The sequence below is a fragment of the Pseudomonas sp. NMI760_13 genome, assembly GCF_021283245.1.
GTDB classification, from domain to species: Bacteria; Pseudomonadota; Gammaproteobacteria; order Pseudomonadales; family Pseudomonadaceae; genus Aquipseudomonas; species Aquipseudomonas peradeniyensis.
The window spans coordinates 219,413-241,542 of the sequence record NZ_JAJSRC010000007.1; the positions used below are offsets into that span (position 1 = coordinate 219,413).

Below are 22,130 nucleotides of genomic sequence, written 5' to 3' on the forward strand. Positions count from 1 at the left end.
CTTGGGACGAAAGGATCGAAATCCCCAAGTAATTCCCGGGCAACGGGCACTGCGTACTCAAGCAGCTCCAAAGGAACGTCACGCTCGAACAGCGTCACCTCGAATCTGAGTGTCTCGTCGTTACGAAAGATCTCGAAAATGATCTGGTCGCCGCGGGTACACTCAAGCCCTAGGCCATCGTGGCCTAGCGTGACACAAGAGGCTGTGCAGAAATGGTACTCAACTCCATGAACAATCACGTGGGGTTCTCCTGAAAAACGGGAAAGTACCCGGAAACACTCCTGCTGTAACCCCCTTCTATATCACTGCGGCGATTTGGCTTTGAGGGAAAGCAAGCAGGGAAGCGAATGTCTGCCGAAGAGGGGCTTTTGTCAGCATCCCGCAATGGCAGGCACTTCGAAGTCGTATCGCTGACGCTTGCATCGCAGCTCTGATGTAGGCCACTCCATCAACGCCAGCCCGCTGCATGCGCCGGCTAGGGTTTCGGGCTTGCCAAGCCTTTCAGGTAAGTCAGCGCATCACTAAATCGCTGTGCTCGTTCCAGGCTACCGGTCCTGATTGAGCCAAGCTCTCTGCCGTCTTCGCCACGAATGACCACTGTGAAGCGGTTAGACCTGCCACGCTTCTGATAGATGGAGATTTCATCAATAGAGCTCAGATAGATGCGCCTGCTGGCGTCTTTGGTGACACTCCTGCTGCTCCCGGCAGCGATTGCGCCCGAACCTAGCGGTGCAGCAGAAGCAAAACCCGTAGCTTCAGAGATCACCCCGTCGGACAAAATGATGACCTTGTCGGTGATCAGCACGGACTGCGGCCGAAATTTCTTTCCGTAATCTTCGAAAAACGCTTGCTCGACGAAATCAACGGCGTGTTGACGATCATCGAAGTGTGCAGCAGATGGCGAGTAGATCAACCGCTGACTACCGCAGCCTGTCATTAGGAAGCCCAGAAGGATTACTGCACACAACTTGATTCCGTTCGACATGTGGCCCTCCGGCCCTGAAAAACAAGCCGAGGGTACGCGGGGTTTCATGAATTTTCCATATCCCGACCTGCCGGCGGCGACGGCAGGGGACAATCCATAAAAACTGGAACTCCTTCAGATGAAGAATTAGCCGAACTGAACGGTTACAAGACCAGAGAGTCTTGTGCTGCGGGCTCGAAGTCTGAGTTGAATAGGCCATGTCGGGAGCACTTATTCGTCACCAGAGTACGCCCGAGAGGAGCAGCAGCTTACGTTTCGCGGGTCGCCCCATAGTTCAGGCCTCCCGATTTTCTGGAATGCGATTCTTTTAAATTTCGCGGGTGCCTGAAAAAGGCTGGGCGATCGGTGGAGAACGGCCGAAGCTGCAGAAATTTTACCCCCCCCTTTCGACCGTTTTTTGACCGACTTTAGCCTCCTGATTGCGTCAAGTTCGGCGGCGAGCCTCCATGGCTTCACGCTCCGTTTTCGCCTTGTGGCAGTCGTGATTTATCGCCCGGAGATTGCCTGGATCGTCGGTTCAGCCGTGGTTTTTCGGCAAAATGTGGTCAACTTCCGATGCTGTAAGCCGTCTTCCACCACAGTTTTCCCACTGGCATAGGTACCCCCGGTGTACAGCTGAGGCTGGTACGCCACCAGCCACGCCAGGGCGGCGGCCCATAGGCCAGGGTCCTTGGTGAGCATGTTTGATATCTCGATTCCTCCCTTAGTGGGAGCAGTAAAGAAAAAACCCGCACAGGGCGGGGCTTCGTGGAAAGCTGTTTAAGCTATGGCGATAAGGGTCACATCAGCTTTCGATCTGACATCTTTAAAAGAAAGCTAATACCTGCCAATGCCGTCGGGGTAAAACCGCGTATTACCGAAGCCTCTGAGACTGGCAGATCCATGTCGAACAACTCGTCTTTTGACACCAGCTGAAAGGTTTCGAATAGGGCTTTCGCGTACAAGGCGTGCTGAGGGTCGGTATGCCGCCCAGGACAAACGTCATCAAGGTACTGCCCCACAGTTAGAGGGGCATTTTTCTGCACAAATTCGTACATATTGATCAGGTTATGCTTTGTGTTGCTACCGCTGTCGCGCGACATTTGAGAAAGCCTTATGTGAAGGAGACACTGCGGTCGACTGTACTCACTTACCTTGAGAACACACAAGCAAAAAGCCCCGCACGATGGCGGAGCTCACAGACACACACTCGTGGTCAGCCGATGCTGATCACCTTACGCATGGCGTCCAGCTGATCGTGGCCGCTCCAAGATAACTGATAATACGTTTCATCAGACTGGTCCCCGAAAGGCTCGACTTCTTCCTTAGCTACGAAGCCACCGATTTCGAGGATTTGCAGCTGGTACATGATTTCCTGGACCAGCACATCCTCCGCATCACTGTTATCCCAAACACCGCGCTTGGTACACAGTTCTTGCAGTATCTCAAGACGAGTCGGGCCGCAATCGGTGACAGTGGACTCAATGAACTGCAAAATATCGAAAACCAACTTCATGTCGCGCTTCATGGATAGCCTCAGGTCTGACGGGAGTGGATCTAACCAGGTCGACGATTAGCAAAAACCCCGGCACAGTGGCCGGGGCTGCATCAGAATGCTTGCACTTGAGACAGTTCGGCCCTGGAAAAGCTTCCAGTCGCGGGAGCGGAAAACTTCCAAGTCTCACCTGGACCAATATCCTGTCCGTGCGCGATGGTGTTGCCCACTACCTGACCGGCAGGGTTATACAGCTTGAATTTCACGAATACGTTCGCCAGCGTGGCGTTCGTATTGTTTCGCGCCAGGCCCTCTACCGCTGGATAGCCCGCCGCGTTCGAGACATTAAGCCCTGACACAGTGACCTTATCAGCTGCAACAGCAGAGAACGCGAACAGCGAAGCAGCAAAAGCAAGCACCTTGATCATAATGGGATCCAAAAAAAGTGGAGCCCTACCATCGCTTTCAGCCGTATCGATGTCAAGACGATAGCGCCATGCTGCTGTCACCTAACGCAAGAAGCCCCGGCTCAATGGCTCGGGGCTTCTCGGTGTCACTCTACGTTGCAAGCTGGACATGGCCACTGCCGAGTTCTACGAACTGATTGGTCACCCTGCCCCAACGCCCGAACCTCTGTTCCAGGCAGTCGCCAAGGGCAAGGCTTGGCACATCATCGAGATTACCACCGGCAAGACCAAGAGATTCTGCTTTAGCCACCGTGCGGCTATGCGCCTTATTGAGGCAATGGAAGCAGGCAAGCGAACCCTCATTTCTCGCACCACAGATTAACGGAGGTACTGTATAGCTCGACCGGCGCCGTCGCGAGAAGGCCGAGCGACTGCAGGAAGAAGATCTTCGCTTGAAGGTCTGACCAGGGACTAAACAGGCCCTGCTGGAACTGATGGAATGGGCTGGTATCGAGGAACAGGGCGAGGCGATGACGCTGATGATTCATCACCTGCATGCGCTGGCCCGGGCGGAGCGCTGCCGCTACTGACACCTCCGCGCCACGAAATCACGCTGTCACCGTCTGTGGTGCGGAAGCTCAAGAACTTCCGTCAGTACAAGTGATCAAAATATCTGATGTTGGGGGTCACGCTTGGACTCATTGAGCGTCCATAGGTCAGGATTGGTTCCTGTGGATAGGTGGATGCGGGTATCAACGCTACAAAGCTGACGAACCCTTTCTTCAGTCAAATTTGCATTGCTTGCGATAGCTCGGGTTGATCGGTAGTCCGGTGCCCCTGGGATCTTGGATTCACTCTCCAGCCATTGATAGATGGCCTGTGAATCTCTTCGATCTGACCAGAAACTGACGCCCTTCTGAACGGCAAGAACCACCAATGCTCCTACTGCACCGGAAAAAATCTCACTCCAAACCGACATAAACGACTCCTGAACCGCCCCATGCGGTTGCTATGGATTACCTCACTTCACCTGACGATTAAAAGTCGCTTTGCGAGAGCAACACGTTTCCAGCGCTGCCCGCCAGCACTTCTCCCTATTCAACGATAGCGCCTCCCCGGCGAGGGCGGCGCCACCATCCAAAGCCGCTTTGCTACAAAACTTGCATCCATGAAGGATTATTTTGAAGTGCCTCGTTGCACTCATCCCAGAATTGAATTAACGCCGCTTTCGCATCTTCTACGGTATCGAAAAGGCCAGATGGTATGGCTACTCCCCTCACCACATGATCAACTTCGATTCCGTATTGCTTTGCATCATGAAGGCGAATCACTCACGCACGGGTTCCCCGCCCCACATTGATGAATCCGTCAGCTTTGAATTCCGTGATGATTTCAACTACTTGGACCATCTCTACCCCCTTTGTTGGTAAGTGATGAAACTCTAGCATGTGCCAGAGAATTTCCCATGACCACAGCAATCGACCTGTTCGCCGGCCTCGGCGGATGGAGCAACGGCGGGGCGCTGCTCCCTCTGGGTCAACGGGGAGCTGACTCCAGTCGCCATCTTGCAGCTTGGAGCAGTTGCCCATTGAAGAGAGAAGTAAACTCAGGCCTAAGCATGATCGACTCAACTGTCAAATGCACCCTCCCCTCCCGCAGCAACTTTTTGAATCCATCTTGAAAATCTGGGGATTGAACCAGCTTTATCGACGCTTCAACCGGATGTTGCGCACGGTTCATGGCTTCCCACTTTTTAGGATGATAGCCGAACTCGTGACACTCGCGGATCGCCTCGAAGATGGCATCAGCAAAGGCTGCTCTTACCTGCTCCATGTAACACTCCTTTTTACCGAATCGATTGCTTCTGCGGCGACTAACATAAGGATTGTCAAGAGGCGCCTATTAACCAATCCATGGGTTTATAGTCACTTCTTGAGCTCGCCGTAGCCTCAATCTCATCAAACAAAGTACCGATAAAGATTCGCAAAGCATAATTGTCGTGACTTGTATTCAGACAACGCACACCATGTAGCGCGTGCCCTTCCTCAAATTTCACTCCACAAACCTGCCCATTATCTATATAGATGGGATTGCTCTTATACTTTAATACTTCGTGCGCACAAATTTTTTCAGCCAAATCACCAAAAGCAGATTCGAAACCAAATAAAGCACAAACTGGATAATAGCTCTGACCGTCATCAAGTTTGCCTGCGCTAGCCATTTTTAAGCCCATTGGGTTTTTCGGATCAAGAGCTGATACCAGCTTAGCGAACTGATCAAGCGACGACGTGTTCACGACACTCTTGACCTCTACCACGCGAAGCACCGAGTCCATTGGATATATGCCTCTCGCACCTCTCTCAAAAATCGGAGGCAGCGTACGCTTATCGAAAATTATTATATCGACCTGTGGACTCTGCCGACCCCACTTATCCACTACAACACCAGAGCCAAGCCCAAAGTGAGCAGGCAAAAATTGTTGTAGCAAGCTGACTACAAACGCCTCCCTAAAGCTTCCTTTCTCCCCGTTATGGCTAACATCCTTTGTCGCCAGAAAAAGAGACCTCAACTCATCAACCTTTGCCTTAAACATCACTTCAAACATAAGTTCACCACCGTCAATTTCTATGTATGAGAGTGGACCATAATTGAGGAGGAATTACCATGCCACAGAAAACCGTTCCAGCAACACCGAGATGCCGCGTGAGCTGACCCAAATGGCGGTAGTGCTTGATGGTGTGGACAGTCAGCCCACCGTACTGGTCGTCAAATCATAAAGAGAACACTTGCACTCCATTCGACTGTAACCCCTCTCCCCTCTATTCACTGCCGCGATATGGCGGCCAAGGAATCGTCATGCTTGAAGAAATCAAGCTGATCCAGCCGGCGTCGGTTGAGCGCGATGAGTACGGAATGTTCCAGCAACCCGACCTGCCCGACTTCGACGATGACGACGTCGAGAGATGCAAGGCCTGGGTCGCGCAACAGGGCCTGCAACTCGTCATGCGCCACCTTGAGACCGACGCGCCGGATGAGATCGTCGATCGTTACTTCGAGGCTGGCGAGCCTCATTGCGACTACTGGGAGCCAAACAATCCTGAGGGCGATGGCTGGTTTTGCCTGGCCATCCACGACACCGACGACGGCCCTGTTTGCTGGTGGGGGCGGCGCAAATAGTCGGGAAACCGACACCACAACCTCTTGACCATAGCATTCCAAAACCAACGAGGAAAACCTCATGAGGCAGTTTGCAGAGTTAATGCTTGCACTTGTACCGATCACATCCCGCAAGGCTAGAAATCGATTTCTCAGAGGCTGCGATCAGTGGGCTGGGCGCCTGTGGAAGAAGGGACTTATCAGTATCCAAGAGAGGCAGGCGCTGCGAAGCCGTATCGCTGATGCATGCATCGCATGCCTTGATGTAAACCATTCCATCAACTCCAGCCCGCTATATGCGGGCCTTGGGAGATTCAACCATGTTCATTCCCCTAGCCTACATGGCCTACCTGATCCGGAAGGCGCCGCGATGATCAACATCTTCAGAATCACCGATGAGGAGTGTTTCGAGATCATGCGAGCGGCCGACGAGGCCCAGACCTAAGACCTATCAGTTCAGTAGCAACCGACAGCCTTAGAAAACCCCTCGAAATATCGAAGAACAACAACATCACCATACCCCCACAACAGAGCACTAAGAATCAAAACAGATGTGATAAATACATTGCACCTCTTTACCACAACTCGAAGCTCAAGAATCATCTTGTTAAGCTCCTGACTAGCTGATGCATTATTCCAGTGAGAAAATTCGGCAGCAATGGAGTCCAGACGATGTTTCCCGAAGACAAGCAAAATAGTCATGACGGCTCCTGCTCTCGCCACTGAATCTGAATACTTATCAGGACAGAAAGTAAGCACCCCCGTCAATCCCAAAATAAAAACGACACAGGCCAACAAGCACATCAAAAATGCCAACCCTAATTCATATCCAATACGCACATCCCTCCCATTTATCGACCAGCCAAATGGATGAGCAAAAAATGAAATTAGTGCTTTAACTATAAACCCTAAGACCCACATAGCCCCTCACCAGAAACAATTGCAAGATAACCAATAAAAGAAACTCTTTACATCACCTCATGAAATCCTGGAATCCCACCACTAAAATAAAGGCAGCACGCACCAAAAACATGACCTTCAATACACAACAGTCGCAGAGACGCATACTTCCTTTATCGTTGACCTGGATCCTATCAGCATCTTCCCGGGCTTCTCAGAAAAAGAGGGCGAAAGAGCCAGCAGCTTAAGCCTTACGACGATTGCGCCTTAAACCGATAATCAGCAGGACAGCTCCGCTAACTATCATCGCTGCACCGCTATACCCAAAAGCAGGCTGCGCCATGGCTCCAGCTGCTGCGAAGCCAGCTCCGGTGGATAGCAATGGGATGGCTGCGTAGGTGAATGGGTTCCTGGCTGAATTACTCATTTCGATCCTCCTGACTGAGGATCCATCTAATCACATCCGGCTGGCAGCGCGACTTAGCCAAGCCAAGGGTCAGCCTTTCGAGGTGTTCGCCGAGAGGGATGCAGCGCCGATGAGATCGAGCGCCGCCCGCGCGGCGCATCGCGGGACAAGCCCGCTCCCACATCTGTTTCGGGCCAGTTATGCCTGTGCCGCCGCGGCTGTACGCCTTGGCGCATGCCTCAAGTCAGGTGAGACGGCTGCAGCGACCATGCGGAAGCAGCGTCGTGCAAACAGGGCGGACCAGGCAACGGCACAGGAGTGATTGGCCCGAAATAGATGTGGGAGCGGGCTTGTCCCGCGATGCGCCGCGCGGGCGGCGCTCGATCTTGAGAACGCTGCAAGGCTATCGCCAGGCACCTGCCCGCCCACATGCGATAAAAAGCCCCTCACCCGCCCCTCCAAGAACGCCCTCCCGGACAATTCCCAACCCCAAAAACGCAAAAAGCCCTGACAATGTCAGGGCTTCAAATATGGCGGAAGCGTAGAGATTCGAACTCTAGGATAGTTGCCCATCGACGGTTTTCAAGACCGTTGCCTTAAACCACTCGGCCACGCTTCCAGCTTGTTTTGCGGCGGCAATCATACCGTAATGTAACAAGCTGTCAAACTCTCTGTGTCGCGCCCTGCGACAGCTCTGATATGCTCTGCCTCATACGTTCCACTACCGCCGGTCCCGGACCGCGGTTTCACCCCAAAGGAGTGCGCCATGCGCGAACAGGATTACGCCGTCCAACACGGCCAGCAGGTCGAGCAGCAGGAGGTCAGCAAGGTCCTGCGTAACACGTACAGCCTGCTGGCCCTTACCCTCGCCTTCAGCGGCATCATGGCCTTCGTCGCCCAGCAGATGCGTGTCGGCTACCCGAACATCTTCGTGGTGCTGATCGGCTTCTACGGCCTGTTCTTCCTCACCAACAAGCTGCGTGACTCGGCCTGGGGCCTGGTGTCCACCTTCGCCCTCACCGGCTTCATGGGCTTCATCCTCGGCCCGATCCTCAACCGCTACCTGGGCATGGCCGGTGGCGCCGAAGTGGTCAGCTCGGCCTTCGCCATGACCGCCCTGGTGTTCGGCGGCCTGTCGGCCTACGTGCTGATCACCCGCAAGGACATGAGCTTCCTCAGCGGCTTCATCACCGCCGGCTTCTTCGTCCTGCTGGGTGCCGTGGTGGCCAGCTTCTTCTTCCAGATCAGCGGCCTGCAACTGGCGATCAGCGCTGGCTTCGTACTGTTCTCGTCGGTCTGCATCCTGTTCCAGACCAGCGCCATCATCCATGGCGGCGAGCGCAACTACATCATGGCCACCATCAGCCTGTACGTGTCGATCTACAACCTGTTCGTCAGCCTGCTGCAGCTGTTCGGCATCATGGGCCGCGACGACTGATCGAATCGGTCGACAGCGCCTCACAAAAAGCCCGCTTCGGCGGGCTTTTTCGTGCCTGCTGAACAGAGGCTTTACGGTCTTGGGGGGGCTCGGATGGGGCGCGACCGCGTTAGGGCCGCCAGGTGCTCGTCACAGCCCTTGCAGCGGCTGTGAGATCGAGCGCCGCGCGGGCGGCGCTCGATCTGATAGGCGCTGAAGCTCTAACGTCGAACACTTTGGAAGGCCTGACCGCAAAGCCGGCAAAGATTGACTTAAAAGTCAGCTTATTACCCCATTCCCCTTCGATTGTGCCGCCATCGTGCTTGCCTCTACCCCTATGGCCTTTCTGCCCGTAGAATGCGCTCCTTTTTTCTTCCGGGGCGGCATTTTCCCATGAGTTCACACGAACACGGCCCAGGCGCGGCGGCGCCTGCCAATGAACTGGTCCTTGGCCTCGAGGACAAGCCTCGCCTGCTGATCGGCCTGCTGGCGGCGCTGCAGCACCTGCTGGCGATCATCGTGCCGATCGTCACGCCGGGCCTGCTGATCTGCCAGGCGCTGGGCGTGTCGGCGCGTGACACCAACCTGATCGTGTCGATGTCGCTGGTGATCTCGGGTATCGCCACCTTCGTCCAGTGCAAGCGCTTCGGGCCGTTCGGCGCCGGGCTGCTGATCGTCCAGGGCACCAGCTTCAACTTCGTCGGCCCGCTGATCGCCGGCGGCGCGCTGATGGTCAAGCAGGGCACACCGGTCGAGAGCGTGATGGCGGCGATCTTCGGCGTGGTCATCGCCGGCTCGTTCGTGGAAATGGGCGTGTCACGCATCCTGCCCTTCGTCAAGCGCCTGATCACCCCGCTGGTGACCGGCATCGTCGTGCTGATGATCGGCCTGACCCTGATCAAGGTCGGCCTGATCAGCATGGGCGGCGGCTTCGGTGCCATGGCCAACGGCACCTTCGCCGATGGCGAGAACCTGCTGCTGTCAGGCGTGGTACTGGCGATCATCGTCATCCTCAACCGCATTCCGGTGGTGTGGATGCGCAGCTGCGCCATCGTCATCGCCCTGGCCGTGGGCTATGCCCTGGCCGGCTACCTGGGCCGCCTGGACTTCACCGGCATGCACCAGGCCGCGCTGTTCCAGGTGCCGACGCCGCTGCACTTCGGCCTGGGCTTCTCCTGGTCGCTGTTCATCCCGATGCTGGTGATCTACCTGGTCACCTCGCTGGAGGCCATCGGTGACGTGACCGCCACCAGCAAGGTCTCGCGCCAGCCGGTGGAAGGCCCGGTGTGGATGCAACGGATCAAGGGCGGGGTGCTGGTCAACGGCGCCAACTCGCTGCTGGCCGGCCTGTTCAACACCTTCCCCAGCTCGATCTTCGCCCAGAACAACGGCGTGATTCAGCTGACCGGCATCGCCAGCCGCCATATCGGCATCTGGATCGCCGCCATGCTGATCCTGCTGGGCCTGTTCCCCAGCGTCGCCGGGGTGATCCAGGCGGTGCCGGAGCCGGTGCTCGGTGGCGCGGCCATGGTGATGTTCGGCGCCGTGGCGGCCTCGGGCATCAATATCCTCGCCAGCACCCGCCTCGACCGCCGCGCCCTGCTGATCATCGCCGTGTCGCTGTCGCTGGGCCTGGGCGTGGCCCAGGTGCCGGAGTTCCTCGCACACATGCCGGCGGCGCTGCGCAACGTGCTGGAGTCGGGCGTCGCCACCGGCGGCATCTGTGCCCTGCTGCTCAACTGGTTCCTGCCCGAGGGCAAGGAACAGGCCTGAGCCGCGCCCGCCAGAGCACAAAGCCCGCGCCCACCAGCGCGGGCTTTTTGCTTTATCATGGCCGCATTCATTTGCACGAGCCTTCCATGAAATTCGCCATCGCGGTCTTTTCCCCGGCCCATGCGCCCTCCTCGCGCCGCGCCTTGCGCTTTGCCGAGGCGGTGCTGGCCGGCGGGCATGAAATCGCCCGATTGTTCTTCTACCAGGACGGGGTGCACAGCGCCTCGGCCAACATCGTCACGCCCCAGGACGAACTCGACGTGGCCGCGCAGTGGCGCGCCTTCGTCAGCGACCACCGCCTGGACGCCGTGGTGTGCATCGCCGCGGCCCTGCGCCGGGGCGTGCTCGACGACACCGAGGCCAACCGCTACCAGCGCCCGGCGGTGAACCTGCCGATGCCATGGGAGCTGTCCGGCCTGGGCCAGCTGCACGAAGCCGCGCAACTGGCCGACCGCCTGGTCTGCTTCGGAGGTGATTGAGATGGCCAAGTCCTTGCTGATCATTAGCCGCCAGGCGCCAGGGAGCGGCCCGTCCGCCCGCGAGGCGCTGGACATCGCCCTGGCCGGTGGCGCCTTCGACCTGCCGCTGGGCATGCTGTTCCTCGATGACGGTGTGTTCCAGCTCGCCGCCGGGCAGCAACCTGATGCCCTGCAGCAGAAGAACCTGACCGCCAACCTCCAGGCCCTGCCGATGTTCGGGGTCGAGGAACTGTTCGCCTGCGGCCACAGCCTGGCCCGTCGTGGGCTGGATGGCGACGCCCTGGCGCTGCCGGTCGAGGTGCTCGACGCAACCGCGCTGGCCGCGCTGATTGCCCGTTTCGACCAGGTGGTGACGCTCTGATGACGACCCTGCATGTAATCGCCCACTCGCCCTTCGGCGACGAGCGCCTGGCCAGCTGCCTGCGCCTGCTGGGCCCGCAAGACGCGCTGCTTTTGTGCGGCGACGCCACCTACGCGCTCAAGGCCGGCAGCGAGCCGTTCGCCGCCCTGCAGGCCGCCAACCTCGGCGCGCGCCTGTTCGCCCTCGACGAAGACCTGCAGGCCCGCGCCCTCGACAGCCAGTTGGCCGAGGCCGTGGACTACGCCGCCTTCGTCGCACTGTCCCTGCGCCACGACAAGGTCAACAGCTGGCTATGAGTACCCTGACTGTCGGCGATCGCCACATCGCCCTGGACAAGGACGGCTTCCTGGTCGAGCTGCAGGACTGGTCCCACGAAGTCGCCGAGGCCCTCGCCACGCGCGAAAGCATCGCCCTGACCGCGGACCACTGGGAAATCCTCGAGCTGCTGCGTCAGTTCTACCAGGAATACCAGCTGTCGCCGGCCACCCGTCCGCTGATCAAGTACACCGCGCTCAAGCTCGGGGCGGAAAAAGGCAACAGCCCGCACCTGAACCGCCTGTTCAATGGCACCCCCGCCAAACTCGCCGCCAAGCTTGCGGGCCTGCCCAAGCCGACCAACTGCATATGACCGAGCCACAGCTGAACGACGTCCACCCGCTGACCCTGGAAACCCCGGCCGAACACCCGTTCGCCGAATTCGTGCGCATCCTCGGCAAGGGCAAGCGCGGCGCCCGCGGCCTGACCCGCGAGGAGGCCCGCGCCGCCATGACCCTGCTGCTCGAAGGCAAGGTCGAAGACACCCAGCTGGGCGCCTTCCTGATGCTGCTGCGGCACAGGGAAGAAAGCGCCGAGGAGCTGGCCGGCTTCACCGAGGCCCTGCGCGCCCACCTGCAAGCGCCGCGCATCGCCGTCGACCTCGACTGGCCGAGCTACGCCGGCAAGAAGCGCCACCTGCCCTGGTACCTGCTGGCGGCCAAATGCCTGGCAGGCAACGGCGTGCGCATCCTGATGCACGGTGGTGGCGCCCATACGGCAGGAAGACTGTACACCGAGCAACTGCTCGACCTGCTGGACATCCCGCTCTGCCGTGACTGGACGGCCGTGGAGCAGTCCCTGGACAGTCGCCGGCTGGCCTTCTTCCCGTTGCAGGACTGGGCGCCGCAACTGCAACGCATGATCGACCTGCGCAACACCCTGGGCCTGCGCTCGCCCATCCACTCGCTGGCCCGGGTGCTCAACCCGCTTGCCGCCCGCTGCGGCCTGCAGAGCATCTTCCACCCCGGTTACCAGGCCGTGCACCGCGAAGCCAGCCGCCTGCTCGGCGATCATGTCGTGGTCATCAAGGGCGACGGTGGCGAGATCGAGGTCAACCCGGATGTCATCAGCCACCTGTACGGCACCTCGGCCGGCGAGGCCTGGGACGAAGAGTGGCCGGCGCTCAGCGCCCAGCGCCATGTGAAGCCGGCCAGCCTGCAGCCCGAGCACCTGCTGGCGGTGTGGCGCGGCGAGGCGCAGGACAGCTACGGCGAACTGGCCGTGGTCGCGACCATGGCCCTGGCCCTGCGCGGGCTCGGCCAGGAACGCGAGCAGGCGTTCGGCAATGCCCGCGCCTACTGGGCCGCCCGTAAAGACATCGAATAAACCGATAGGAATAGGGCAGTCTTTGCGCTATTTCTTCGAACGCTTTGCCCTAGACTGAGCTCCAACGACAAACGATTGTGTTTCGAGGAGCTCCGAGATGGGCCTTTTGATCGATGGCCGCTGGCATGACCAGTGGTACCAGAGCAGCAAGGACGGCGCCTTCCAGCGCGAGAACGCGCAGCGGCGCAACCCGCTGCCCGCCGCCGAGGCCGGCCGCTATCACCTGTACGTGTCGCTGGCCTGCCCGTGGGCGCACCGCACCCTGATTTTCCGCGCCATCAAGGGCCTGGAGCCATTGATCGATGTCTCGGTGGTCAGCTGGTTGATGGGCGAGCACGGCTGGACCTTCGACCAGCAGCAAGGCTCCAGTGGCGATCAACTGGATGCGCTGCAGTACCTGCACCAGCGCTACACCCAGGACGACCCGCACTACACCGGGCGAGTGACCGTGCCGGTGCTGTGGGACAAGCAGGAGAAACGCATCGTCAACAACGAGTCGGCCGAGATCATCCGCATCTTCAACAGCGCCTTCGACGAGCTGACCGGCAATACCCTGGACCTCTACCCCGAGCCGCTGCGGGCGACCATCGATGGGCTCAACGAGCGTATCTATCCGGCGGTGAACAACGGCGTGTACCGCGCCGGCTTCGCCACCTCGCAGGACGCCTACGAGACTGCCTTCGACGAGGTGTTCAATGAGCTGGATCATCTGGAGGGGCTGCTGGGTCGCCAGCGCTACCTGGCCGGCGAGTACCTGACCGAGGCCGATGTGCGCCTGTTCACCACGCTGGTGCGTTTCGACGCGGTGTACCACGGGCACTTCAAGTGCAACCTGCGCCGGTTGAGCGACTACCCGAACCTGTCCAACTGGCTGCGCGAGCTGTACCAGTGGCCGGGGGTGGCGGGCACGGTGAACATGGAGCATATCCAGAAGCACTATTACATGAGCCACAAGACCATCAACCCGAATGGGATCGTGCCCAAGGGGCCGTTGCAGGACTTTGGCTTGCCGCATGATCGGGAGCGGTTGTCGGGGAAAGGGATCTGGCAGGCTTGAGAAAGCCGGGGCTGCTTTGCAGCCCTTTCGCGGCACAAGGCCGCTCTTACAGAGGGTATGCGATCCCTGTAGGAGCGGCCTTGTGCCGCGAAAGGGCCGCAAAGCGGCCCCAGCAATTTCAGCTGTCCTGCGCCCCTTCAAACCACGCCAGCTTCTCGCGCAGCTGCACCACTTCCCCAACGATCACCAGGGTCGGCGCATGCACTTCATGCCGCGCCACCAGCTCCGGCAGGTCAGCCAGGGTACCGGTGAACACCCGCTGATTGCGCGTGGTCCCTTGCTGCACCAAGGCTGCCGGCGTGCTCGCCGCGCGACCATGGCGGATCAACTCGGCGCAGATGGTCGGCAACCCGACCAAACCCATGTAGAACACCAGGGTCTGGGCCGGCGCCACCAGGTCATCCCAGGGCAGGTTGCTGGTGCCATCCTTAAGGTGACCGGTAACGAAGCGCACCGATTGGGCGTAATCGCGGTGGGTCAGCGGAATCCCGCCATACGCGGAACAACCACTGGCCGCAGTGATGCCCGGCACCACCTGGAACGGAATACCCTCGTCAGCCAGCTCCTCGATCTCCTCGCCACCCCGACCGAAGATGAATGGATCGCCACCCTTGAGCCGCAGCACGCGCTTGCCCTGACGGGCCAGGTCGACCAGTAGCCGATTGATCTTGTCCTGTGGCACGGCGTGATCGGCGCGGCGCTTGCCGACATAGATACGCTCGGCGTCACGCCTGCACATCTCGATGATGGCCGGGGCCACCAGGCGGTCGTACAGCACCACGTCGGCCTGCTGCATCAGACGCAGGGCACGGAAGGTCAGCAGGTCCGGATCGCCCGGCCCCGCGCCCACCAGGTACACCTCGCCGCCCTGCTGCACCGGCGCGCCATCGACCATCGCCTGCAAAAGGCGCTCGGCCTCGGCGCCCTGCCCGGCCAGTTGGCGCTCGGCGACCGGGCCCTGGAACACACTCTCCCAGAAGCCACGGCGCTGGTTGACGTCCGGGTACAAGGCCTTGACCTTGTGCCGGAAACGCGCCGCCAGCCCGGCCAGCTCGCCGTAGGCGGACGGGATCCAGGCTTCCAGCTTGGCGCGGATCAAGCGCGCCAGCACCGGGGCGTCGCCACCGCTGGAGACCGCCACCACCAGGGGTGAACGGTCGACGATGGCGGGGAAGATCACCGTGCACAGGGCCGGGGCATCCACCACATTGACCGGCAGGCTGCGCGCCTGGGCCTCGGTCGAGACCTGGGCATTGAGCGCCGAGTCGTCGGTGGCCGCGATCACCAGGCGGCAGCCCTCCAGGTCACTCGCCTGGTAGCCACGCACCAGCACCTCGCCACCGCCCTCGCGTGCCAGCGCGGCCAGCTGGCCGTCGACCTCCGGCGCCACCACCCGCAGCGCGGCGCCGGCATCGGCCAGCAGGCGCGCCTTGCGCAAGGCGATCTCGCCGCCACCGACGACCAGCACCCGGCCGCCCTGCAGCTTATGGAAAAGCGGCAGGTAGTCCATTCAGCGAATGACCTCGACGCCACCCATGTACGGCTTGAGCACGTCCGGCACGCGGATCGAACCGTCGGCCTGCTGGTAGTTCTCCAGCACCGCCACCAGGGTCCGGCCGACAGCCAGGCCCGAACCGTTGAGGGTGTGTACCAGCTCCGGCTTGCCGGTTTCCGGGTTGCGCCAGCGGGCCTGCATGCGCCGCGCCTGGAAATCACCGCAGTTGGAGCAGGAGCTGATCTCGCGGTACTTGTCCTGGCTCGGCACCCACACTTCCAGGTCGTAGGTCTTCACCGCGCCGAAGCCCATGTCGCCGGTGCACAGCGCCAGAACGCGGTACGGCAGTTCCAGCAGCTGCAGCACGCGCTCGGCGTTGGCGGTAAGGCCTTCCAGGGCTTCCATGGATTTCGCCGGTTCGACGACCTGCACCATCTCGACCTTGTCGAACTGGTGCTGACGGATCATGCCGCGGGTGTCGCGGCCCGAGGCACCGGCTTCGCTGCGGAAGCACGGGGTGTGGGCGACCAACTTCAGCGGCAGCTGCTTGGCGTCGAGGATCTCGCCGGCCACCAGGTTGGTCAGCGACACTTCGGCGGTCGGGATCAGGTAGAAGTCGGCCTCGCCTTCGCGGCTGATCTTGAACAGGTCTTCCTCGAACTTCGGCAGCTGGCCGGTGCCCTGCAAGGCCGGAGCCTGCACCAGGTACGGGGTGTAGTGTTCCTCGTAGCCGTGCTCGCCGGTGTGCAGGTTGATCATGAACTGCGCCAGGGCGCGGTGCAGACGGGCGATCGGGCCGCGCAGCACGGCGAAGCGGGCGCCGGACAGCTTGGCCGCGGCCTCGAAGTCCAGGCCACCGCTGACTTCGCCCAGGGCGACGTGGTCCTTGATCTCGAAGTCGAAGGTGGTCGGGGTGCCCCAACGGCGCACTTCGACGTTGTCGTCTTCACTGGCACCGACCGGCACGCTGGCGTCCGGCAGGTTGGGGATGGTCAGCAGGATGCCGTCCAGCTCGGCCTGGATACCGTCCAGCTCGGTCTTGCCGGCGGCCAGCTCATTGGCCATGCGCTCGACGTCAGCCATCAGCGGCGCGATGTCCTCGCCCTTGGCTTTGGCCTGACCGATCGATTTGGAACGGGCGTTACGCTCGGCCTGCAGCTGCTCGGTGCGGGTCTGCACCGCCTTGCGGCGCTCTTCCAGCGATTCGATGCGCGCGACATCCAGGCTGAAGCCACGGGAGGCCAGGCGGTCCGCCACTTCCTGAAGTTGGCCGCGTAACAGTTTGGAATCGAGCATATCGTTCTCTCGTTATAAGTAGGTGTTGGTTCAGAATCGGGTCAGGGACAGGCCGGCCCAGGTCGCGAGCAGGCCGCCTACCACGCTGATAATGGTATAGCCCAAGGCCAGCGGGACCTGCCCGCTTTCCATCAGGCGCACGGTATCGAGCGAGAAGGAGGAAAAAGTGGTCAGGCCGCCGAGAAAGCCGACGATCAGCCCGGCGCGCAGCTCGACCGGCACCAGCGGCTTGTGCAGGAACAAGCCGTAGAGCAGGCCGATCAGCAGGCAGCCAACCAGGTTGACCGCCAGCGTACCGGCATAGAAGTGCCGTGGCCAGTGGGCCGCGACCCAGTTGGCGGTGGCGAAGCGCAGCAGCGTGCCGGCAACCCCGCCGGCGCTGACGGCAGCGATAAGTGCAATCACGGTTTTCTCCGCTGGCGGGGGCTGTTGCGGTCGAGCTCGGCCAGGTGCTTGAGCTTCTCGCCGATCTTCAGCTCAAGCCCTCGCGGCACCGGCTGGTAATACTGGCGCGGCTCGAGCTGCTCGGGGAAATAGTCCTCGCCGGCGGCGTAGGCATCCGGCTCGTCATGGGCGTAGCGGTACTCCTCGCCATAGCCCAGTTGCTTCATCAACTTGGTCGGCGCGTTGCGCAGGTGCAGCGGCACTTCCAGCGAGCCGTGCTCGGCGGCCTCGCGCATGGCCGCCTTGAAGCCCATGTACACCGCGTTGCTCTTCGGCGCGCAGGCAATGTAGGTGATGGCCTGGGCCACCGCCAGCTCGCCTTCAGGGCTGCCCAGGCGCTCCTGCACATCCCATGCCGCCAGGCACAGGCTCAGGGCGCGGGGGTCGGCGTTGCCGATGTCCTCGCTGGCCATGCGCACCACTCGGCGGGCGATGTACAGCGGGTCACAGCCGCCGTCGAGCATGCGCGCGTACCAGTACAGCGCGCCGTCCGGATTGGAGCCGCGCACCGATTTGTGCAGCGCGGAAATCTGGTCGTAGAAGGCCTCGCCACCCTTGTCGAAGCGCCGGCGGCTGTCGCCGAGCAGGCTCTGCAGCAGCTCGACGCCGATCTCGCCGCCGTCTTCGGCCAGGTCCGAGGCATTCTCGAGGAAGTTGAGCATGCGCCGGCCATCGCCGTCGGCGGCGGCCATGAGCATCTTGAACGCCTCATCGCCCACCCGCAGGTTGCGCTTGCCCAGGCCGCGCTCCTCGTTCAGGGCGCGATCGACCAATTTGCGCAGCGCGGCCTCGTCCAGGCTCTTGAGCACGTAGACCCGCGCCCGCGACAGCAGCGCGTTGTTCAGCTCGAACGACGGGTTCTCGGTAGTGGCGCCGATGAAGATCAGCGTGCCGTCCTCCACGTAGGGCAGGAAGGCGTCCTGTTGCGACTTGTTGAAGCGGTGCACCTCGTCGACGAACAGGATGGTGCGCCGGCCATACTGGCCGGCCTGCTGTTTCGCCACCTCGACCGCCTGGCGGATCTCCTTGACCCCGGCCAGCACCGCCGACACCGTTTCGAAGTGGGCGTCGCAGAACTGCGCCAGCAGCCGCGCCAGGGTGGTCTTGCCCACCCCAGGCGGCCCCCAGAAGATCATCGAGTGCAGCGCACCCTGCTCCAGCGCCTCGCGCAGCGGCTTGCCACGCGCCAGCAGGTGCTCCTGGCCGACGTACTCGCCCAGGTTGGACGGACGCAGGCGGGCGGCCAGGGGCTGGGCGACGGGTTCGCTTCGAAACAGGTCCATCACAGGCTCCGCTTACTCCTTGATGACGTCAGCGCCCTTGGGGATGTCGAACTGGAACTTGCTGTCCGGCACCGCCTGGTTGGCCTTGACGCCATTGAACAGGATGTTGGTGCGCTGGCCGACGCTGTCGATCAGCTGCATGTCATTGATCAGGCCCCTGCGGAACGACACGCGCAGCGAGTCGAACAGGGTGTCCTTGGTCTTGGGCTTCAAGGTGAAGTCCATCACTTCGCCCTGCTCCTTGGAGGTGATGTCGAAGCTCTGGCTGATCTTCGAAACATCGCCGGACAGCAGCAGCGCCGGGGTCTGGTTCAGGCGCACGTCGAGCTTCTTGACGGTGGCCTGCTCCAGGTCCGGGTCCCACAGGGTGACGTTCTTGCCGTCGGACACCACTACCTGCTCCTGGGGCGCATCGGTGTGCCAGTAGAACAGGCCCGGGCGCTTGACGGTCATCTTGCCGTTGGTCTCCTGCAGGCTTGTGCCGCCGGCATCCAGGGTCAGCTGGGAGAAATTGGCTTCGATGGTCTGCGACTTTTCCAGCAATTGCGTCAGGCGCTGGACGTCCTGTTCGCCGGCCTGGGCCGACAGGCTGGCCGTAGCCAGGGCAGAAACCAACAGCATGCGAATCGCGCGCATGGAAATCCTCATTGCACAGTGAAGGGGCCGGACGCCGTCAATGGTGCCCGGCAGGTTGTTCATCAGTCGCGCGGGCCGCCCGGGGCAATCACTTCCCGCGAGCCGTTGCTGTTCATCGGCGTGACCACGCCGGCCATCTCCATCGACTCGATCATCCGCGCGGCGCGGTTGTAGCCGATCTTGAGCTTGCGTTGTACCGCCGAGATCGACGCCCGGCGGCTTTCCAGCACGAACTGCACGGCTTCGTCGTAGAGCGCGTCGGCTTCCGGGTCGTCGCCATCGCCGCCGCCACCGCCGCCTTCGAAGCCACTGCCGGCCTCCTCGACGCCGTTGAGGATGTCATCGTTGTAGTCCGGCGCGCCGCGCAGCTTCCAGGCCTCGACCGTACGATGCACCTCGTCGTCGGAAACGAACGCGCCATGCACGCGGATCGGCAGGCTGGTGCCCGGCGGCATGTAGAGCATGTCACCGTGGCCGAGCAGCTGTTCGGCGCCGCCCTGGTCGATGATGGTCCGCGAGTCGATCTTGCTCGACACCTGGAACGCCATGCGGGTCGGGATGTTGGCCTTGATCAGGCCGGTGATCACGTCCACCGACGGGCGCTGGGTGGCCAGGATCAGGTGGATACCGGCGGCACGGGCCTTCTGGGCGATACGCGCGATCAGCTCTTCGACCTTCTTGCCGACGATCATCATCATGTCGGCGAATTCGTCGACCACCACCACGATGGTCGGCAGGGTCTTCAGCGCCGGCGGCTCGTCGTCCATGCTCTCGCGACGGTACAGCGGGTCGTGGATGATCTCGCCGGCTTCCTGGGCGTCCTTGATCTTGCGGTTGAAGCCCGCCAGGTTGCGCACGCCCATGGCCGCCATCAGCTTGTAACGGCGCTCCATCTCGGCCACGCTCCAGCGCAGGGCGTTGGCGGCGTCCTTCATGTCGGTGACCACCGGGCACAGCAGGTGCGGGATGCCTTCGTAGATAGACAGCTCGAGCATCTTCGGGTCGATCATGATCAACCGCGCGTCTTCCGGGCCCGATTTGAACAGGATCGACAGGATCATCGCGTTCACACCCACCGACTTACCGGAACCGGTGGTACCGGCCACCAGCAGGTGCGGCATCTTGGCCAGGTCGGTGATCACCGGCTTGCCGCCGATGTCATGGCCCAGGGCCAGGGTGACCGGCGACTTGTTCTCGTCGAACTGCGGCGACGACAGCACCTCGGAGAAGCGCACCATCTGGCGGTTCTCGTTGGGGATCTCGATACCCACGGTGGTCTTGCCGGGAATGACCTCGACCACGCGCACGCTGGTGACCGCCAGCGAGCGCGCCAGGTCCTTGGCCAGGTTGGCGATACGGCTGACCTTGACGCCTGCGGCCGGCTGGATCTCGTAGCGGGTGATCACCGGGCCCGGGTGGATCGAGTCGACCGCGACTTCCACGCCGAATTCCTTGAGCTTGATCTCCAGCAACTGGCCGACGCCGGCCAGGGATTCCGGCGAATACTCGATCTTTTTCTGCTCGGCCGGGTCAAGGATGGAAATCGACGGCAAGGTGCCTTCCACAGCGCTGTCGATGAACAACGGCGCTTGTTTTTCCTTCATGACACGCTTGCTCGGCTCCGGCGCCTTGTCCGCGGTCGGCGGGATGATCACCGGGGTGGCGGGCTGCGGGCGAGCTACCACGGTTTCGCGCGGTGCGACCGGACGGGCCGGCGGCTCCTCGCGCATCACCACGGGCTCGGCGCGTTCACGCGGCTGCGGCTTGGCCGGCTCGCGCTTGTCGCCCAGGTCGAAGACCGGGTCGTCGACTTCACGCAGTTGGGCTTCCAGGCGCTTGCGCTCGTTGCGCGCCTCCCACCAGCGGTTGGCGGCGCCCTGCACCAGTTCGAACAGGTCGAGGGTGATCTTGCCGGTGAGGTCCATCACCTTGAACCACGACAGGTCGGTGAACACGGTCAGGCCGAACAGGAACAGGGCGATGAACATCAGCGTGCTGCCCTGCACGTTGAGCAGGTTGCGCGCCAGATCGCCGAGGCTCTCGCCCAAGGCGCCACCGGCGGAGAACGGCATGCTCGCCGGCGGGTGGAAGTGGATATGCGCCAGCGCCGCGCCCGACAACACCAGGAACACCAGGCCGATCAGGCGCCAGGAGAACAGCCAGCCGCTCCACTGCCAGGGCTGGTGGCGCTCGCGGAAGATCTGCCAGGTCTTGATCGCCAGCAGCAGCGGGAAGATATAGGCGAAGTAGCCAAGCACCATGAACAGGATGTCGGCGAAGTAGGCCCCGGCGCGGCCGGCGGCGTTCTGCACCTGCTCGGCATTGCTGGTGTGGCTGAAGCCCGGGTCGGCGGTGTCGTAGGTCACCAGTGCCATCCACAGGTACAGGCACAGGGCACCGACGGCAATCAGCGCACCTTCCTTCAGGCGGTAATGCAGCTGTTGCCGCCACAGGGGCACTGGCAAGGGGGCTGGAGTTGCGGTGGATTTCTTCAAAACGCGTCTATTCCTGCGCGTGCTGCGCGTCCAATAGTGATTGGCCGGTCACTGGCCAATGAACCACTACTTTTAACATTACTGCCCGCCAGCCGCCATGGCGGCACGCCGTGTGGGGCGTGAACGGGGGCTACTTTCATATAGCTGCAATTTGAGCATGCATTTTCTTTTGTGACAAAGGCTTATGCTGTGTTTTTGCACAGGTGTGACAGCAAAAGCGCCAGATGGTGCCAAGTGACCTGTCAATGGCAGGGCAATTACCAAGGGTTTCGCCTGATCCGGCGCCTTCGCGGGTAAGCCCGCTCCCACAGGGTTATCGGCACGCCTGTGGGAGCGGGTTTACCCGCGAAGGCGCCACAGCAGTTGACCCTGCCAGGCACGCACGCCATGCTGCCCTCTCCCCTCCCCCGCCGCTCAAGAACCCC

General features: G+C 61.2%; 24 protein-coding genes, 1 tRNA gene and 1 pseudogene. 11 read left to right on the forward strand and 15 right to left on the reverse strand.

Going from position 1 to position 22,130, the window contains the following annotated elements; genetic code table 11:
* Nucleotides 1-475 precede the first annotated feature (475 nt).
* The 4 genes from LU671_RS10425 to LU671_RS10440 all read right to left on the reverse strand — a co-directional run bounded on the left by LU671_RS10425 (nucleotide 476) and on the right by LU671_RS10440 (nucleotide 2,887).
* Nucleotides 476-985, reverse strand: a complete 510-nt coding sequence (locus LU671_RS10425; protein WP_232855630.1) for a hypothetical protein — start codon at nucleotides 983-985, stop codon at nucleotides 476-478.
* A 779-nt stretch (nucleotides 986-1,764) separates the two neighbouring features.
* Nucleotides 1,765-2,067, reverse strand: coding sequence for a hypothetical protein (locus LU671_RS10430; RefSeq protein WP_232855631.1), 303 nt, complete (start codon nucleotides 2,065-2,067; stop codon nucleotides 1,765-1,767).
* 113 nt (nucleotides 2,068-2,180) lie between these two features.
* On the reverse strand, nucleotides 2,181-2,492 hold the full coding sequence (locus LU671_RS10435) for a DUF2513 domain-containing protein (RefSeq protein WP_232855632.1): 312 nt from the start codon (nucleotides 2,490-2,492) through the stop codon (nucleotides 2,181-2,183).
* Nucleotides 2,493-2,572: 80 nt separating this feature from the next.
* Nucleotides 2,573-2,887, reverse strand: a complete 315-nt coding sequence (locus LU671_RS10440; RefSeq protein ID WP_232855633.1) for an FxLYD domain-containing protein — start codon at nucleotides 2,885-2,887, stop codon at nucleotides 2,573-2,575.
* 148 nt (nucleotides 2,888-3,035) lie between these two features.
* Here LU671_RS10440 and LU671_RS10445 point away from each other — a divergent pair, with 148 nt between their 5' ends.
* Together LU671_RS10445 and LU671_RS29690 are read left to right on the forward strand one after the other, a co-directional pair.
* On the forward strand, nucleotides 3,036-3,248 hold the full coding sequence (locus LU671_RS10445) for a hypothetical protein (protein ID WP_232855634.1): 213 nt from the start codon (nucleotides 3,036-3,038) through the stop codon (nucleotides 3,246-3,248).
* Nucleotides 3,249-3,297: 49 nt separating this feature from the next.
* Nucleotides 3,298-3,530: pseudogene (locus LU671_RS29690) on the forward strand (hypothetical protein).
* Here the strand turns inward: LU671_RS29690 and LU671_RS10455 are convergent.
* The 3 genes from LU671_RS10455 to LU671_RS10465 all read right to left on the reverse strand — a co-directional run bounded on the left by LU671_RS10455 (nucleotide 3,531) and on the right by LU671_RS10465 (nucleotide 5,471).
* Complete coding sequence (locus LU671_RS10455) at nucleotides 3,531-3,845, reverse strand: hypothetical protein (protein ID WP_232855635.1); 315 nt, start codon at nucleotides 3,843-3,845, stop codon at nucleotides 3,531-3,533.
* 557 nt (nucleotides 3,846-4,402) lie between these two features.
* Complete coding sequence (locus LU671_RS10460; protein WP_232855636.1) at nucleotides 4,403-4,699, reverse strand: hypothetical protein; 297 nt, start codon at nucleotides 4,697-4,699, stop codon at nucleotides 4,403-4,405.
* A 55-nt stretch (nucleotides 4,700-4,754) separates the two neighbouring features.
* The gene (locus tag LU671_RS10465) at nucleotides 4,755-5,471 is read right to left on the reverse strand and encodes a DUF6602 domain-containing protein (RefSeq protein WP_232855637.1); all 717 of its coding nucleotides are present in this window, start codon (nucleotides 5,469-5,471) and stop codon (nucleotides 4,755-4,757) included.
* A gap of 251 nt (nucleotides 5,472-5,722) precedes the next feature.
* Between LU671_RS10465 and LU671_RS10470 the strand changes: the two genes are divergently transcribed.
* On the forward strand, nucleotides 5,723-6,043 hold the full coding sequence (locus tag LU671_RS10470) for a hypothetical protein (RefSeq protein WP_232855638.1): 321 nt from the start codon (nucleotides 5,723-5,725) through the stop codon (nucleotides 6,041-6,043).
* A 435-nt stretch (nucleotides 6,044-6,478) separates the two neighbouring features.
* Here LU671_RS10470 and LU671_RS10475 read toward each other — a convergent pair whose 3' ends face one another.
* Together LU671_RS10475 and LU671_RS10480 are read right to left on the reverse strand one after the other, a co-directional pair.
* Nucleotides 6,479-6,943 (reverse strand): hypothetical protein, encoded by a 465-nt coding sequence (locus tag LU671_RS10475; protein ID WP_232855639.1) that lies wholly within the window; start codon nucleotides 6,941-6,943, stop codon nucleotides 6,479-6,481.
* Between the two features lie 916 nt (nucleotides 6,944-7,859).
* Nucleotides 7,860-7,947 (reverse strand) — tRNA-Ser (locus LU671_RS10480).
* Nucleotides 7,948-8,094: 147 nt separating this feature from the next.
* Here LU671_RS10480 and LU671_RS10485 point away from each other — a divergent pair.
* The 8 genes from LU671_RS10485 (at nucleotide 8,095) to LU671_RS10520 (ending at nucleotide 14,056) form a co-directional block, all read left to right on the forward strand.
* The gene (locus LU671_RS10485) at nucleotides 8,095-8,766 is read left to right on the forward strand and encodes a Bax inhibitor-1/YccA family protein (RefSeq protein ID WP_028692373.1); all 672 of its coding nucleotides are present in this window, start codon (nucleotides 8,095-8,097) and stop codon (nucleotides 8,764-8,766) included.
* Nucleotides 8,767-9,138: 372 nt separating this feature from the next.
* A complete protein-coding gene (locus LU671_RS10490; RefSeq protein ID WP_062573555.1) occupies nucleotides 9,139-10,518 on the forward strand; it encodes a nucleobase:cation symporter-2 family protein in 1,380 nt (459 codons plus the stop codon).
* An 86-nt stretch (nucleotides 10,519-10,604) separates the two neighbouring features.
* On the forward strand, nucleotides 10,605-10,997 hold the full coding sequence (gene tusD, locus LU671_RS10495) for a sulfurtransferase complex subunit TusD (protein WP_028692375.1): 393 nt from the start codon (nucleotides 10,605-10,607) through the stop codon (nucleotides 10,995-10,997).
* A gap of 1 nt (nucleotide 10,998) precedes the next feature.
* Nucleotides 10,999-11,358, forward strand: a complete 360-nt coding sequence (gene tusC / locus LU671_RS10500; protein WP_232855640.1) for a sulfurtransferase complex subunit TusC — start codon at nucleotides 10,999-11,001, stop codon at nucleotides 11,356-11,358.
* Entirely contained in the window at nucleotides 11,358-11,654 is a 297-nt protein-coding gene (gene tusB / locus LU671_RS10505) for a sulfurtransferase complex subunit TusB (protein ID WP_232855641.1), read from the forward strand. Before tusC ends, tusB begins: the two co-directional genes overlap by 1 nt.
* A complete protein-coding gene (locus LU671_RS10510; protein ID WP_028692378.1) occupies nucleotides 11,651-11,986 on the forward strand; it encodes a TusE/DsrC/DsvC family sulfur relay protein in 336 nt (111 codons plus the stop codon). Before tusB ends, LU671_RS10510 begins: the two co-directional genes overlap by 4 nt.
* Nucleotides 11,983-12,999, forward strand: coding sequence for a glycosyl transferase family protein (locus LU671_RS10515; protein WP_232855642.1), 1,017 nt, complete (start codon nucleotides 11,983-11,985; stop codon nucleotides 12,997-12,999). Before LU671_RS10510 ends, LU671_RS10515 begins: the two co-directional genes overlap by 4 nt.
* 97 nt (nucleotides 13,000-13,096) lie before the next feature.
* Nucleotides 13,097-14,056 (forward strand): glutathione S-transferase family protein, encoded by a 960-nt coding sequence (locus LU671_RS10520; protein ID WP_232855643.1) that lies wholly within the window; start codon nucleotides 13,097-13,099, stop codon nucleotides 14,054-14,056.
* Nucleotides 14,057-14,174: 118 nt separating this feature from the next.
* Here LU671_RS10520 and cysG read toward each other — a convergent pair whose 3' ends face one another.
* The 6 genes from cysG to LU671_RS10550 form a co-directional block, all read right to left on the reverse strand.
* Nucleotides 14,175-15,566 carry a siroheme synthase CysG gene (gene cysG, locus LU671_RS10525; RefSeq protein WP_203652241.1) on the reverse strand — a complete coding sequence of 464 codons (1,392 nt, stop codon included), beginning with the start codon at nucleotides 15,564-15,566 and terminating at the stop codon, nucleotides 14,175-14,177.
* Nucleotides 15,567-16,847 (reverse strand): serine--tRNA ligase, encoded by a 1,281-nt coding sequence (gene serS / locus LU671_RS10530; protein WP_232855644.1) that lies wholly within the window; start codon nucleotides 16,845-16,847, stop codon nucleotides 15,567-15,569.
* Nucleotides 16,848-16,877: 30 nt separating this feature from the next.
* Nucleotides 16,878-17,252 carry a fluoride efflux transporter CrcB gene (crcB, locus tag LU671_RS10535; RefSeq protein WP_110733660.1) on the reverse strand — a complete coding sequence of 125 codons (375 nt, stop codon included), beginning with the start codon at nucleotides 17,250-17,252 and terminating at the stop codon, nucleotides 16,878-16,880.
* Nucleotides 17,249-18,574 carry a replication-associated recombination protein A gene (locus tag LU671_RS10540; protein ID WP_232855645.1) on the reverse strand — a complete coding sequence of 442 codons (1,326 nt, stop codon included), beginning with the start codon at nucleotides 18,572-18,574 and terminating at the stop codon, nucleotides 17,249-17,251. Before LU671_RS10540 ends, crcB begins: the two co-directional genes overlap by 4 nt.
* A gap of 12 nt (nucleotides 18,575-18,586) precedes the next feature.
* On the reverse strand, nucleotides 18,587-19,210 hold the full coding sequence (gene lolA / locus LU671_RS10545) for an outer membrane lipoprotein chaperone LolA (RefSeq protein WP_232855646.1): 624 nt from the start codon (nucleotides 19,208-19,210) through the stop codon (nucleotides 18,587-18,589).
* Between the two features lie 62 nt (nucleotides 19,211-19,272).
* A complete protein-coding gene (locus LU671_RS10550; protein WP_203652230.1) occupies nucleotides 19,273-21,705 on the reverse strand; it encodes a DNA translocase FtsK in 2,433 nt (810 codons plus the stop codon).
* Nucleotides 21,706-22,130 lie beyond the last annotated feature (425 nt).

Bases quoted from the DNA above. Each gene is read 5' to 3' on its own strand.
- LU671_RS10475 (WP_232855639.1), bottom strand. From the start codon at position 6,943: ATGTGGGTCTTAGGGTTTATAGTTAAAGCACTAATTTCATTTTTTGCT.
- LU671_RS10490 (WP_062573555.1), top strand. From the start codon at position 9,139: ATGAGTTCACACGAACACGGCCCAGGCGCGGCGGCGCCTGCCAATGAA.
- LU671_RS10430 (WP_232855631.1), bottom strand. From the start codon at position 2,067: ATGTCGCGCGACAGCGGTAGCAACACAAAGCATAACCTGATCAATATG.
- cysG (WP_203652241.1), bottom strand. From the start codon at position 15,566: ATGGACTACCTGCCGCTTTTCCATAAGCTGCAGGGCGGCCGGGTGCTG.
- serS (WP_232855644.1), bottom strand. From the start codon at position 16,847: ATGCTCGATTCCAAACTGTTACGCGGCCAACTTCAGGAAGTGGCGGAC.
- LU671_RS10520 (WP_232855643.1), top strand. From the start codon at position 13,097: ATGGGCCTTTTGATCGATGGCCGCTGGCATGACCAGTGGTACCAGAGC.
- LU671_RS10470 (WP_232855638.1), top strand. From the start codon at position 5,723: ATGCTTGAAGAAATCAAGCTGATCCAGCCGGCGTCGGTTGAGCGCGAT.
- LU671_RS10455 (WP_232855635.1), bottom strand. From the start codon at position 3,845: ATGTCGGTTTGGAGTGAGATTTTTTCCGGTGCAGTAGGAGCATTGGTG.
- LU671_RS10440 (WP_232855633.1), bottom strand. From the start codon at position 2,887: ATGATCAAGGTGCTTGCTTTTGCTGCTTCGCTGTTCGCGTTCTCTGCT.
- LU671_RS10445 (WP_232855634.1), top strand. From the start codon at position 3,036: ATGGCCACTGCCGAGTTCTACGAACTGATTGGTCACCCTGCCCCAACG.
- LU671_RS10540 (WP_232855645.1), bottom strand. From the start codon at position 18,574: ATGGACCTGTTTCGAAGCGAACCCGTCGCCCAGCCCCTGGCCGCCCGC.
- LU671_RS10460 (WP_232855636.1), bottom strand. From the start codon at position 4,699: ATGGAGCAGGTAAGAGCAGCCTTTGCTGATGCCATCTTCGAGGCGATC.
- LU671_RS10435 (WP_232855632.1), bottom strand. From the start codon at position 2,492: ATGAAGCGCGACATGAAGTTGGTTTTCGATATTTTGCAGTTCATTGAG.
- LU671_RS10485 (WP_028692373.1), top strand. From the start codon at position 8,095: ATGCGCGAACAGGATTACGCCGTCCAACACGGCCAGCAGGTCGAGCAG.
- LU671_RS10515 (WP_232855642.1), top strand. From the start codon at position 11,983: ATGACCGAGCCACAGCTGAACGACGTCCACCCGCTGACCCTGGAAACC.
- LU671_RS10465 (WP_232855637.1), bottom strand. From the start codon at position 5,471: ATGTTTGAAGTGATGTTTAAGGCAAAGGTTGATGAGTTGAGGTCTCTT.
- LU671_RS10510 (WP_028692378.1), top strand. From the start codon at position 11,651: ATGAGTACCCTGACTGTCGGCGATCGCCACATCGCCCTGGACAAGGAC.
- lolA (WP_232855646.1), bottom strand. From the start codon at position 19,210: ATGCGCGCGATTCGCATGCTGTTGGTTTCTGCCCTGGCTACGGCCAGC.
- LU671_RS10425 (WP_232855630.1), bottom strand. From the start codon at position 985: ATGTCGAACGGAATCAAGTTGTGTGCAGTAATCCTTCTGGGCTTCCTA.
- tusB (WP_232855641.1), top strand. From the start codon at position 11,358: ATGACGACCCTGCATGTAATCGCCCACTCGCCCTTCGGCGACGAGCGC.
- tusC (WP_232855640.1), top strand. From the start codon at position 10,999: ATGGCCAAGTCCTTGCTGATCATTAGCCGCCAGGCGCCAGGGAGCGGC.
- tusD (WP_028692375.1), top strand. From the start codon at position 10,605: ATGAAATTCGCCATCGCGGTCTTTTCCCCGGCCCATGCGCCCTCCTCG.